Here is a 13,169-nt window from a genome sequence, read left to right on the forward strand (position 1 = left end):
CTATGCCGTCACTGCTCGGCAATCACATCAATGAACACCAGTGGCTCCGTACCCGTTGCCGTCAATCCATGCGATTCGCCCTTGCGCACGATGGTCACGTCGCCCGCCTTCACCGGCACGTCCTTGCCGTCCTTGTCCTTGAAGACGCCGGTGCCCGAGACGATGATGTAGGTGTCCTCGTTCGTGGTGTGCGGGTGGTAGCCGATGGAGTCGCCCGGCTTCAAGCTCAGCCAGCTGATTTCCTTGATCGCCTCATCCTTTTTGGCCTTGTCGCGGGTGAAGGCATATTCGCCCACCAGTACGCCCTGGCCACCACCGGCCTTTTCCTTCTGCGCCTTGATCATGCTTTCCTTGGCGTACACCTCGGAATGAGCTTTTTCGCCCAATAGCAGAGCGCCAGCAGCTATCAAAACAGAAGCACTCAGCCACAACGTGCGGCGGTGCGAGATACGAGATGCTGTACTTGGGGTGTGGTGCATGGCCTGTGTCCTTGTCGATGGAAATGTGAATGAACCAGGCCACTCTAGGCACTGCGCCCCACCTGGGCCATTGCGGCAAACCCGAGCGGCAGACACAACGCGGCTTTCAGCCAACACCACGCGGCATGCAGCCCGGCGGCAGGGCAAGCGCTGCCGTGGTGGTACGCACCATGGTTTCAAAGATGCGTGCAATATCGGTCAATGGCACATCACTGCGCCTGACCGTACAGATATTGCGCACCACGGTAGGAGCCTTGAGCAAGGCAAAGCGCAGGCGTGGCTCCAGCACCCGGTGGGCCGCCAGGGCCGGCATGAAGGCGATCCCCATGCCCTGGGCAACCAGGGCGGCCTGGGAAGTGGTGCTCGATGCCTCGTAGAACGGGGTAGACGCATTGGCAGGCAAGTCCGTCCGCGACCGCAGCAGCGCCAGAATTCCGGTTTCATCGACCACGCCGACCGACTTGCAGGCGGCCAGGCTTTTCCAGGTGACGTAGCCCTCGCTACCGGGAACCACCTGCGGGTCGTCAGCGCAGTAGAGCACGCCAAACGCATCGTCTACGAGCGGATCGAATTGCAGCCCCTGCGAATCAGCCCAGCGGCTGGTGATACCAAAATCCACTTCGCTGGCAAGCACCTGGCGCTGAATGCGCCCAGAGTTGTCATCGCGCAGGTACAGCCTCACCGCCGGATAGAGGCGCGAGAACTCCGAGGCTGCAGGTGCCACCAACTCGGTAATGGCCGAAGGTGCTGCCGAGATGCGCACCTTGCCAAACGACTGGCCACCATAGCGCAGCACGTCTTCAAGCACCCCGTCAAAGTCGGTCAGCAGGCGCATCACCCGGGGCAGCAGATCGCGCCCCACCGGCGTGAGTCCGACCTTGCGGCTGCTGCGCTCGAACAGCCGGGTACCCAGCGCCGTCTCCAGCTGATGCACCAGCGTGGTGACGGAGGACTGGGTCTGGAACAGGCGAGCCGCCGCCTGGGTGAAGCTGCTCTCCTGCGCCACCATGGCAAAGGCATGGAGATGCTTGAGGGTGATGTGCTTGGGCAGCCGATTCATTTCAAAATGCGATAGATCAATTACTTTAAAAAATTATTGTAATGAATGCTGCGATTTGATAATCGCCCCCATGAGTGTGAATACGACAAACGACGGGGCCGCAGCGTCCTTCAAACCGATGGATGAGATGCAGCCCGGTGGCGCGGCGGGCAGAGTCGCGCTGGATCTGGTCATTGAAGGCGGCTGGGTGGTGGATGGCAGTGGCGAGCCGCGCTTTCGGGCCGACATTGGCGTCCTGGGTGGCCGCATTGCAGCCATCGGCGATCTGCACCAGCACATGGCCACGCGGCGCATCGATGCCCGCAACAAGCTGGTGGCGCCGGGTTTTATCGACGTGCATGGCCATGATGACCTGATGTTCATCCAGAAGCCCGGCCTGCCCTGGAAGACCAGCCAGGGCGTGACCACCGTGGTGGTAGGTAACTGCGGCGTCAGTGCTTCGCCTGCGCCACTGCCCCACAACACGGCAGCATCGCTGGCGCTGCTGGGCGATATTCCACTGTATGCAGGCATGGAGCGCTACCTCGCCACCCTCGAATCGCTGCAGCCGCTGATCAATGTGGCTGCCCTCGTCGGCCACGCCAACCTGCGGCTGGCCATCATGCAAGACCCTACGGCCGAGCCTACGCCGCAAGAGTTGCAGGCCATGCAGGGGCTGCTGCGCCAGTCGCTGGCAGCAGGCGCGATGGGCTTCAGCACCGGCCTGGCCTATGAGCCTGGCTGCTACGCATCGCAGGCCGAATTGGAGGCGCTGGCCCGCGTGGCCAAGGAATTCGAGGCGCTGCACACCAGCCATATCCGCAACGAAGGCGACGAAGTGGAGCAGGCGGTGGAGGAAGTGCTCAGCGTCAGCCGCCACAGCGGATGCGCCATGGTGATCTCGCACCACAAATGCATGATGAACGCCAATTGGGGCAAGAGCGCGCGCACCATCGCCAATATCGACACCACGCGCGCGCAGGGCACGCAGGTCGCCATGGACATCTACCCCTACTCCGGCAGCTCCACCATCCTGATCCCCGAGCGCGCGCACCGGATCGATCGCATCAAGATCACCTGGAGTACGCCGCACCCCGAGTGCAACGGCATGTACCTGGCCGATATCGCCGAGCAGTGGAACTGCGATAAAGAGGAAGCCGCACGGCGCCTGCTGCCCGCTGGCGCCATCTACTTCGCGATGGACGAGCAGGAAGTGCAGCGCATCTTTCAGCACCCCTGCTGCATGGTGGGCTCGGACGGGCTTCCCAACGATGCCAACCCACATCCACGCCTGTGGGGCACCTTCACCCGCATTCTCGGGCGCTATGTGCGCGAGGAACGCCTGGTCAGCATCGAGCAGGCCGTGCGCAAGATCACCAGCCTGCCGGCCTCCGTCTATGGCTTGGCCGAGCGCGGCCAGATACGCCTGGGCTACTGGGCCGATCTGGTGGTGTTCGACCCCGAAACCGTCATCGACCGCGCCACCTGGGACGAGCCGACGCTGCCGTCCGAGGGCATCGAGCTGGTGGCGGTCAACGGCCAGATCGTCTTTCCCTCATCTGATGCCGCCCCAACCCCAGGCATACGGCCTGGTCAGGTACTGAGGCGCCAGTTGCCGGCCTGAAGGCGCGTGCGGCATTCCCACCCCATAAAGCCCGACCCCACGGGCCATCGATAGATCACAAGGAGAAACAACACCATGTCTGCCACCATTGATGCCTCGCCAGGCAAACGCAACGCGGCCATTGCCGTCTTCCTGCTCGGACTGGCCATCGCCATCACGACCCACTTCACCATACCGGGCCAGACCAGTCTCTGGGGGCTGACTCCAGTGGTGGTATTCGCCATCATTGCCTTGCTGGGCGTGGACATCGTGCTGTCCACCATCGGTGCCATCGTGCTTGGCGCCATCATGACGGGAACCACACCCATTGGCATGGGCAAGCTGCTGGCCGAGTCGCTGGGCTCGTTCATTGCCGTGGTCGGCCTCATCATCGTGTTGGGCGCTGGCGTGGGCGAAGTGGCGGCACGCACCGGGGCTGCCGAGCAGATGGTGCGCGCCATCGTGCGCAAGATCGGGCTGTCCAACCAGTTGCGCGTGCGCCTCGGAATCATGGTCACCTCGGTGCTGATCTGCGGCGCCCTGGGTACCCTGGCTGGGGGCAACGCCATCATCGCAGCGGTGGTGATTCCCATCGCAGCAGCACTGCGCCTGTCGCGCCCCACGGTGGCGGCGCTGTTCCAGACCGCAGGCTCGGCTGGCCTGGTGCTTGGCCCCTTCACTCCCAATGTGGTGACCGTGACCGGACTCACCGGCCTCAGCTATGGTGAATACCTGCTGGTGGCGGGGCTCCCCATGGCCGCAGCCACGCTGCTGGCAGGCTGGTTCATGGCGGGGCGCATCCAGAAGATGAGCGAGGCCGATTTTCAGTACGAAGAAGCCAGCCTGGGCCAGGCCGCCTTCGACATGGACAAGAAGGCCGAGCCCTCAGCAGTGCGCGCCGCCTGGGGCTTTTGCATCACCATCGTTAGCCTGGCGGTGGTCGGTGTGCTGGCCAAGGCAGGCTTTGCATTTGCCATCGTGGTGATGGTGGCGCTGGGCGCGGTGACCGGCCTGGCAGGCGGCATGCGTCCCACCCAGATTCTGCAGGCCATGTATGCCGGCGCGGGCAAACTGATCTGGATCTTCTTCCTGTTCTGGCTGTTCAACCCGGTGCTGGTGCTGGTGGACAAGCTCAACGCCTACCATGCCCTGCTCGACACAGTGCAACCCTACCTGGTGGGCTTGAGCGGCGCCGCGCTGTGCGTGATCATTCTGTTGTTCAACGTGATCGGCCACATTCCCGGCGCTGCCGTGGCGCAGATGACATTCACTGCCAAGATCTTCGGCCCCGTGCTTGCCGCAGCAGGCGTGGGCCCGGCAGGTACGACGGCGGTGATTCTGGGCAGCTCGCAGATCGACTGGTTCGGCCCCTTCCCCAGCTCCGACATGTTCGGCCAGATGGGCCTGGCGCGCTCGAACCAGCTCAAATACATGCTCTACAACGGCTGGGCAGTGATGATCGTCAACATCGTCGTGCTCTCGGCCGTGTTCTACCTGATCGTGTAAGGATGCCCATGGAGCTCACTCACACCCAACTCGAAAGCCAGATACTTGCCCTGGCCCGGCAGCGGCTCAAGGCGGATGCCGCCGGTCTGTCGCTGTGCCTCATGACCGCCGAGGGCGACGAAGTGATCGCCATTCGCGCCGATCAGGCAAAGCCGTCTGCCAGCACCATCAAGATTGCCATCCTGCTGGCCTTGCTGGAGCAGGCGGATGCAGGGCATCGCCAATTGAGCGAGCGCATCGCCATCACGCCCGGCAACCGCGTCGGCGGCACCGGCGTGCTGCGCGCACTGCCGAGCGTGGAACAACTCACGCTCGCCGAGCTGTGCGGGCTGATGATGGTGGTGAGCGACAACACCGCCACCAACCAGCTCATCGACCTGCTGGGCTTTGATGCCATCAACCAGTACCTGCAGGCCGCAGGCCTTGCGCACAGTGCGCTGCGCCGCAAGATGATGGACAGCGAAGCGCAAAAGGCCGGCCGCGACAACACCACCAGCGCGCGCGACCTGTGCCTGCTGATGCACCGCCTGCAGCAAACAGGCCCGCTCGGTGTCGCCATGCAAGGCTTTGCGCTGGATCTGATGGCCACCGAGCGCCACCAGCCCCTGCTCTGCGCAGCGCTGCCAGCAGGCGTGCGGGCGAGCAACAAGACCGGGCAACTGCCCGATCTGCGCAACGACGCAGGCATTTTTTGCAAAGGCAATCACTCGCTCGTCCTGGCCGTGATGGCCACCGGCTTCCAGGACCCAGTGACCAGCGCCAGCATCCACGGCGGCCAGGGAGAGCTGCTGCTGGCCGATATCGGCACGTTGGTCTGCAACACCTGTCTATGACTGCCAACGCAGAGGAGACTTTCATGCGTATTCGAATCGCCGTATTGCAGATGAACAGCGGCACCGACTGGGAGGCCAATATCCAGACCCTGGAGCAAGGCGTGGCCTCTGCCGCCCGCGATGGTGCGCAATTTGTGGTGAGCCCGGAATACACCGATATCCGGGGCGATGCCGCCACCATTGCACGCCACGCCCTGCCGCTCGACGGCGCCCTGGTGCCACGGCTTGCGCAACTGGCCAGCCGCCACGGCGTGCATCTGCATGTGGGCTCGGTGCACGAAAAGGTCACCGCACAGAACAAGCTGGGCAACACCGGGCTGACCTTTGGCCCCGACGGCCGCTTGCTGGCCACCTACCGCAAGCTGCATCTGTACGATGCCGTGGTGGGTGGCCTGCCGTACCAAGAATCGGACGACTTTGTGCATGGAGATGCGCTGACGGTAGTAGACATGCTTGGCATGCGCGTGGGCATGAGCATCTGCTATGACCTCCGCTTTCCCGAGCTGTTTCGCAGCCTGCGCGCGCAAGGCGCCAATGTCATCGTGGTGCCTGCGGCCTTCAATGTGCGCACGGGGCGCGATCACTGGGAGCTGCTGCTGCGCGCTCGCGCAGTGGAAAACCAGTGCTACGTTGTCGCCGCAGCCCAGATCGACGGACCCGGCCCGGCGCTGCCCTGTCTGGGCCGCAGCATGGTAATCGACCCCTGGGGCACGGTCATTGCCTGCATGCCCGATACCACCGGGCACCTCTGCGCAGACATTGACCTGGGGCGCATTGCCAGCCTGCGCGAGGCGCTGCCCGCCTGGAGCCACCGCCGCATGGATATCTACAGCGCCTGACGCCAGCACGCCTCGGCGGCCGCAGCCACCAGGTATCACACATCGATGGCGTCTGCAGACCCGGCCTGCTTGCGCAGCTCGAATTTCTGGATCTTGCCGGTGCTGGTCTTGGGCAGGTCGCCAAACACCACGGCCCGTGGCACCTTGAACCCCGCCAGATGCTTCTTGCAGTGGGCCACAATGTCTTCGGCCGTCACCGCCGCGCCGGGCTTGACCTCTACAAAGGCGCAGGGAGTCTCGCCCCATTTGGCATCGGGCTTGGCCACCACGGCAGCGGCAAGGACGGCGGGGTGGCGGTAGAGCACATCTTCCACTTCGATGGACGAGATGTTCTCTCCGCCGGAGATGATGATGTCCTTGCTGCGGTCCTTGATCTTGATGTAGCCATCCGGGTACTGCACCGCCAGATCACCCGTGTGGAACCAGCCACCGCGAAAAGCCTCGTCCGTGGCGGTCGGGTTCTTGAGGTAGCCTTTCATGGCGATGTTGCCGCGCAACATGATCTCGCCCATGGTTTCGCCGTCTTCCGGCACAGGCTCCATGGTGTCGGCGTTGATGACACGGGCTGAGCGCTGCAGGTGGTAGCGCACCCCCTGGCGGGCATTGAGTCGGGCACGCTCGCCCACGTCCAGCCCATTCCAGCTGTCCTGCTTGGCACAGACGGTGACAGGGCCATAGACCTCAGTCAGGCCATACACATGGGTCAGGTCAAAGCCCATCTGCTCCATGCCTTCAATCATCGATGCCGGCGGCGCCGCGCCAGCCACCATGCACTTGACGCCTCCCTGCGGCAGGTTCTGCATGCCCTCCTTCATGGCCTCAGGGGCGTTGACGAGCAGGCTGTGCACGATGGGCGCGCCGCAATAGTGGGTCACACCATGGTTTTTGATGGCGTTGAAGATCGCCTGCGCCTCCACCCGGCGCAGGCAAACGTTGACACCCGCCCGCAGCGCCACGGTCCACGGAAAACACCATCCATTGCAGTGGAACATGGGCAGGGTCCACAGGTAGACCGCAAACTTGGGCATGTCCCATTCCAGCACATTGCTGGTGGCGTTCACCGCCGCGCCCCGGTGGTGGTAGACCACGCCCTTGGGGTTGCCGGTGGTGCCGCTGGTGTAGTTGAGCGCAATCGCATCCCACTCGTCACCCGGCAGGGCCCATGCAAAGTCTGCCCTGCCCTGCGCCAGCAATTGTTCGTAGGTAAGCGCTCCCAGGCGCTCGCTGGCCTCGCCGTAGATGACGTCTTCCACATCGATCAGCAGCAAAGGCGCAGTCGATTGACGCAGCTGCAGCGCCTTGGCCACTACACCGGCAAACTCCGGATCCACGATCAAAGCCTTGGCTTCCCCGTGGTCGAGCATGAAGGCAATGGTTTCGGGGTCGAGGCGGGTGTTGAGCGCGTTCAGCACGGCGCCTGCCATCGGCACGCCAAAGTGCGCCTCCACCATCGGCGGCGTATTGGGCAACATCACCGCCACCGTGTCGTTCTTGCCGATGCCCTGCTGCTGCAGGCTGCTGGCCAACTGGCGGCACCTCGCATAGGTCTGCCCCCAGGTCTGGCTCAGATCGCCATGGATGATGGCCAGGCGCTCGGGGTAGACCTCGGCTGCGCGCTCGATGAAGCTCAATGGGGTCAGCGGGGCATGGTTGGCCTCATTGCGGTCCAACCGGGTGTCGTACATGCTCGTCATCGGTCTTGTGTCTCCTTGGAAACCACTGTGCCACAGATGGCTGACACGGAAATTGCAATGGCCGATGGGCTCTCACCAAGAAGACGGATCGGTGAATATGGTAAAAATGACTGCTAGCGCCCGCCCATTGGTCATCATCAATCCTTTTTTCATAGCAATCCATGCCTGCTTGGCAAGCAACCGGTCAAGCCGAGTGCCGCAGCAATTTGCCCATGCAGCACCCGGGCATGGCTGCGCTTGGGCGACAATAGAACGGTGTCCATCCCCCAGTCATTCATCCAGGAACTGCTCTCCCGCGTCGATGTTGTCGATGTGGTGGGCCGCTATGTACAGCTGAAAAAAGGCGGCGCCAATTACATGGGGCTGTGTCCTTTCCATGGCGAAAAGTCGCCTTCGTTCAGCGTCAGCCCTTCCAAACAGTTCTACCACTGCTTTGGCTGCGGCAAAAACGGCAACGCGATCGGTTTTCTGATGGACCATACGGGCATGGGTTTCCGCGAAGCGGTGACCGAGCTGGCCCAGAGCACCGGCCTGCAGGTGCCCGAAGACGATGTCTCCCCCCAACAGCGCGAGCGCGCCGCGCAGGCACGCGAAAAGCAGGCAACGCTCACCGATATCCTGGAAAAGGCGGGCGACGCCTACCGCAAGCACCTGTCGCAGTCGCAAAAAGCCATCGCCTATCTGAAAGGCCGCGGCGTCTCTGGCGCCACAGCCAAACGTTTTGGCCTGGGTTACGCGCCCGAGGGCTGGCGCGGCCTGGCCAGTGTCTTTCCGGCTTACGACGATGCCAAGCTGGTCGAAACGGGTCTGGTGATCGAGTCCGAAGACGACAAGGGGGGCGAGGTCAAGCGCTACGACCGTTTCCGCGACCGGGTGATGTTTCCGATCCGCAATGTCAAGGGCGAATGCATCGGCTTTGGCGGACGCGTGTTTGGCGATGAAAAGCCCAAGTACCTGAATTCGCCCGAAACACCGGTTTTCCACAAGGGCCGCGAGCTGTATGGCCTGTTTGAGGCGCGCACCGCCATCCGCGAACACGGCTACGCGCTCGTGACCGAAGGCTATATGGACGTGGTGGCGCTGGCGCAGCTGGGCTTTCCCAATGCCGTCGCCACTCTGGGGACCGCTTGCACGCCCGATCACGTGCACAAGCTCTTCCGCTTTACCGAAACTGTGGTGTTCAGCTTTGACGGCGACGCCGCCGGGCGACGGGCCGCCCGCAAGGCGCTCGACGGCGCACTGCCCTATGCCACCGATACGCGCAGCATCAAATTCCTTTTTCTGCCTGCCGAACACGACCCGGACAGCTTTGTGCGCGAATATGGGGCCGATGCCTTTGCCCGCCATGTGCATGACGCCACCCCGCTGTCTCGCTTTTTGCTGGAGGCGGCCAGCGAAGGCTGTGATCTTGGGCAAGCTGAAGGCCGTGCGCGTATGTCCAGCAACGCCCGGCCGCTATGGAATCTGCTGCCAGACGGCGCCTTGAAGCGCCAACTGCTGGCCGAAATTGCCGACAAGGCCCAGTTGCCCGCCACAGAGCTGGACGGGTTATGGCAGAAAACCACTGCGCTGGAGCAGGCCCGCCAGGGAGGTGCAGGCCGCGCGCACCCCACCGGCGCAGAGCCCCCCCGGTCCGCAGCGCCATGGAACGCGACAACCGAGTCGTCCCCCCCGTACGGTGACGCGCCCCCCTGGGACGGAGAGGGTGGCATGGACCGCTACCCCGGCCAGCGCAGCGATGGCTACAGCCCCCAGCAAGGCGGCAACTTCGGCCACGGCGCAGGAGGGGGCAATGCCTATGGCAAGCGCAGCCCCGGCGAATGGAAAGGCAAAAAGGGCAACTGGCAGCCACGCCCGGCGCCGCAGCCCCCCATGCCCTCCGTGGCAGTCACGCGGGAAGACCAGGCCGCACGCCTACTGCTGTCGCACATGGCGTTTCTGGAGAACTTTTCCCCGGAAGATGCCGCCACCCTGGCGCAGCTGGATGCACCTTACGGTAGCCTGTTCGCCTGGATCGAGCAGCAGTTTCTGGCACACGGCGCGCAGTCATGGGCCGTGTTGCGGGAGCACATGCGCGGCCATGTGATCGAAGAGTTCGCCACACAGCTGATGCAGGGGCACCACGCCCAGATCGACGGCCCGCTCGACGAGATCCGCGACGAACTGCGTGATTCCCTCAGCCGCATCGTGCTCGGCCACCTTGAGGAGCAGAACCGCCAGCTCATCACCCAGGCCTCGGACCCCAAGGCCCTGCGACGCTACCAGAGCAATTTCCACCGTATCGGCCTGCTCAAGCGCCAAGTCAACAAATAAATCGCGCAAAGCCCTTGACATTCACCAAAAAGGTATAATATTTGTTGCATCGGCAAGAGCGACAGCAGCACCTCCGGACCGGGCCCGCGTAAAGACTTACGTGATTTGCCACCAGCGCAAGCGCCCAACATACCGCAAGGACTGCACCCCAAATGATCGCCCCAACATCTTGCCAAGAGGTTCCGCACCTCGTATAGCCCAGCTGCCCATTGCACCTGTTGCAGGCAGACGCTGTATTTTTGTATGCGCCGGTAATGGCGCTTGCCAGTTTTCTTTGTGTGTTTTCTTTGATCTGAGGGTGTACATGCCTGCTACAAAGTCCGCGAAGTCGTCCGTCAAGTCGCCAACCAAAGCCAGCGCTGCCAAAAGTGCCAAGGCTGCAACCGTGACCAAAGCCGCAAAACCTGCGGCTGCCAAGGCACCTGTTGCAGCAGGCAAAACCGTAAAAGCCAGTGCTGCCGCCCCCTCTCCCTCCAAGGCAGCGACGAAGAAGGTTAGCTCCGTGTCCGAAAGTAAACAACGCCTGTCTCAAGCAGAATTGCTCAAGGCAGCCGACGCCCTGCTCAACGCAGGCGCCCCCAAGAAACGCGCCACCAAGAAGGTGGAAGCCGAAGAAGCGGAAACCCCGGTAAAGGCCAAGGCCACCGCAAAGACCGCAAAACCCAAAGCCACCAAGGCTGCCGCAGAAGAAAAGCCCAAGGCCCCCAAGAAGACGGCTGCCAAGGGCAAAGCCAAGGCCAAAGGCAAGAGCGAAGAAGACATCGATGATGATGCCGATTTCTCCGACATCGAGGAAGATCTCGAAGGCGAGGAAACGGTAGAGGCCGAGGTCGCACCCGATTCCCCCGTCGAAAAGGTCAAGCCGCTGCGCATGAAGGTCTCCAAGGCCAAGGAACGCGCGCTGATGAAGGAATTCGGCCTGGACGAAGCCGTCTTGACCGAAGAGGAAATGTCTACCCGCCGCCAGCGCCTGAAGGCCCTGATCAAGCTGGGCAAGACCCGTGGCTACCTGACCAACGCCGAAATCTCCGACCACCTGCCCGACAAGCTGGTCGATGCCGAAACGCTGGAAGTCGTGATCTCCATGTTGAACGACATGGGTGTGGCGGTGTACGAGCAGACCCCGGACGCAGAAACCCTGCTGCTGAACAACACCGGCCAGTCCGCCACGACGGAAGAAGAAGCGGAAGAAGAAGCGGAAGCCGCCCTCTCGACCGTGGATTCCGAATTTGGCCGTACGACCGATCCCGTTCGCATGTACATGCGTGAAATGGGCACGGTCGAGCTGCTGACCCGCGAAGGCGAAATCGAAATTGCCAAGCGCATCGAAGGCGGCCTGCAGGACATGATGCTGGCCATCAGCGCTTCGCCTGCCACCATCGCTGAGATCCTGGCCATGGCCCAGGAAATCCGCGAAGGCAAGGTGGTCATCTCCACCATCGTGGACGGCTTCTCCGATGCCGATGAAAACGATGATTATGTGGCCGAAGAAGACTTCGACGAATACGACGAAGAGGACGACGACGACGGCAAGGGCGGCTCCAAGGCCATGACCCGCCGACTTGAAGAACTGAAGAACGAAGCGCTGTCGCGCTTTGACAAGCTGCACTCGCTGTTCGAGCAGCTGCACCAGGCCTACGACAAGAACGGCTACAGCTCCGCCCAGTACAAAAAGGTGCAGGATCAACTGTCGGCCGAGCTGATGACCATCCGCTTCACCGCCAAGACCATCGAGAAGCTGTGCGACATGCTGCGCGAGCAGGTGGACAGCGTGCGCCAGAAAGAGCGTGCCCTGCGCAAGATCATCGTGGAAAAGTGCGGTCTGCCGCAGGAAAAGTTCATCCAGCTCTTCCCAGCCAACCTGCTGAACCTGCAATGGATCGAGAAGGAAGCCCAGGCTGGCAACAGCTGGAGCGCCATCATGGGCCGCAACATCCCGCCCGTGCAGGAGCTGCAGCAGAACCTGATCGACCTGCAGGCCCGCGTGGTCGTGCCGCTCGATGAGCTCAAGCTCATCAACAAGCGCATGAACGACGGCGAGCGTGCTTCGCGCAATGCCAAGAAGGAGATGATCGAGGCCAACCTGCGCCTGGTGATCTCGATTGCGAAGAAGTACACCAACCGTGGCCTGCAGTTCCTTGACCTCATCCAGGAAGGCAACATCGGCCTGATGAAGGCGGTGGACAAGTTCGAGTACCGCCGTGGTTACAAGTTCTCGACCTATGCGACCTGGTGGATTCGCCAGGCCATCACGCGCTCGATCGCCGACCAGGCCCGTACCATCCGCATCCCGGTCCACATGATCGAGACCATCAACAAGATGAACCGCATCTCGCGCCAGCACCTGCAGGAGTTCGGCTTCGAGCCCGATGCGTCCATCCTGGCCGAGAAGATGGAGATTCCTGAGGACAAGATCCGCAAGATCATGAAGATCGCCAAGGAGCCGATCTCGATGGAAACCCCCATCGGCGATGATGACGACAGCCACCTGGGCGATTTCATCGAAGACAGCGCCAACACGGCGCCCGTGGATGCTGCGATGCAGGCCGGCCTGCGCGACGTGGTCAAGGACATTCTCGATGGCCTGACCCCGCGCGAAGCCAAGGTGCTGCGCATGCGCTTCGGCATCGAGATGAGCACCGACCACACGCTGGAAGAAGTGGGCAAGCAGTTCGACGTGACGCGCGAGCGCATCCGCCAGATCGAAGCCAAGGCGCTGCGCAAGCTCAAGCACCCCAGCCGCTCGGACAAGCTGCGCAGCTTCATCTAAGCGCCTCAGCTCCCCCTGCAAACCCCGCCCCGAGCGGGGTTTGTTTTTTCTATCGCCCTTTTCGCTATCGAAGCAATAGCACTACGCACTCCA

At 62.5% G+C, this 13,169-nt stretch carries 10 protein-coding genes; 6 read left to right on the forward strand and 4 right to left on the reverse strand.

The genetic code is table 11. The features are described 5' to 3' along the window. Positions 1-8: 8 nt before the first annotated feature. Positions 9-479 (reverse strand): cupin domain-containing protein, encoded by a 471-nt coding sequence (locus ABIE32_RS08470; protein ID WP_429015257.1) that lies wholly within the window; start codon positions 477-479, stop codon positions 9-11. A gap of 106 nt (positions 480-585) precedes the next feature. Then, on the reverse strand, positions 586-1,539 hold the full coding sequence (locus ABIE32_RS08475; RefSeq protein WP_224149597.1) for a LysR family transcriptional regulator: 954 nt from the start codon (positions 1,537-1,539) through the stop codon (positions 586-588). A 127-nt stretch (positions 1,540-1,666) separates the two neighbouring features. Between ABIE32_RS08475 and ABIE32_RS08480 the strand changes: the two genes are divergently transcribed. The 4 genes from ABIE32_RS08480 to ABIE32_RS08495 all read left to right on the forward strand — a co-directional run bounded on the left by ABIE32_RS08480 (position 1,667) and on the right by ABIE32_RS08495 (position 6,299). Further along, positions 1,667-3,142, forward strand: a complete 1,476-nt coding sequence (locus ABIE32_RS08480) for an N-acyl-D-amino-acid deacylase family protein (RefSeq protein ID WP_429015414.1) — start codon at positions 1,667-1,669, stop codon at positions 3,140-3,142. A 75-nt stretch (positions 3,143-3,217) separates the two neighbouring features. Then, positions 3,218-4,627, forward strand: coding sequence for a gluconate:proton symporter (locus ABIE32_RS08485; protein WP_429015259.1), 1,410 nt, complete (start codon positions 3,218-3,220; stop codon positions 4,625-4,627). A gap of 8 nt (positions 4,628-4,635) precedes the next feature. Continuing rightward, positions 4,636-5,460 carry a serine hydrolase gene (locus tag ABIE32_RS08490; protein ID WP_429015260.1) on the forward strand — a complete coding sequence of 275 codons (825 nt, stop codon included), beginning with the start codon at positions 4,636-4,638 and terminating at the stop codon, positions 5,458-5,460. Positions 5,461-5,483: 23 nt separating this feature from the next. After that, a complete protein-coding gene (locus ABIE32_RS08495) occupies positions 5,484-6,299 on the forward strand; it encodes a carbon-nitrogen hydrolase family protein (protein ID WP_429015261.1) in 816 nt (271 codons plus the stop codon). A gap of 35 nt (positions 6,300-6,334) precedes the next feature. Here ABIE32_RS08495 and ABIE32_RS08500 read toward each other — a convergent pair whose 3' ends face one another. Next, positions 6,335-7,993: an acyl-CoA synthetase gene (locus ABIE32_RS08500; protein ID WP_429015262.1), complete on the reverse strand. Its 1,659-nt coding sequence runs from the start codon at positions 7,991-7,993 to the stop codon at positions 6,335-6,337. 255 nt (positions 7,994-8,248) lie between these two features. Between ABIE32_RS08500 and dnaG the strand changes: the two genes are divergently transcribed. Continuing rightward, complete coding sequence (gene dnaG, locus ABIE32_RS08505) at positions 8,249-10,306, forward strand: DNA primase (RefSeq protein ID WP_429015263.1); 2,058 nt, start codon at positions 8,249-8,251, stop codon at positions 10,304-10,306. A gap of 96 nt (positions 10,307-10,402) precedes the next feature. Here the strand turns inward: dnaG and ABIE32_RS08510 are convergent, their stop codons facing one another. Continuing rightward, the gene (locus tag ABIE32_RS08510; protein WP_429015264.1) at positions 10,403-10,744 is read right to left on the reverse strand and encodes a hypothetical protein; all 342 of its coding nucleotides are present in this window, start codon (positions 10,742-10,744) and stop codon (positions 10,403-10,405) included. 64 nt (positions 10,745-10,808) lie between these two features. Here ABIE32_RS08510 and rpoD point away from each other — a divergent pair, with 64 nt between their 5' ends. After that, on the forward strand, positions 10,809-13,076 hold the full coding sequence (gene rpoD, locus ABIE32_RS08515; RefSeq protein WP_429015266.1) for an RNA polymerase sigma factor RpoD: 2,268 nt from the start codon (positions 10,809-10,811) through the stop codon (positions 13,074-13,076). The last annotated feature ends 93 nt before the right edge of the window (positions 13,077-13,169 follow it).

It is taken from the genome of Comamonas sp. 4034 (genome assembly GCF_050434545.1).
In the GTDB taxonomy this organism is placed as follows: Bacteria; Pseudomonadota; Gammaproteobacteria; order Burkholderiales; family Burkholderiaceae_C; genus Comamonas; species Comamonas odontotermitis.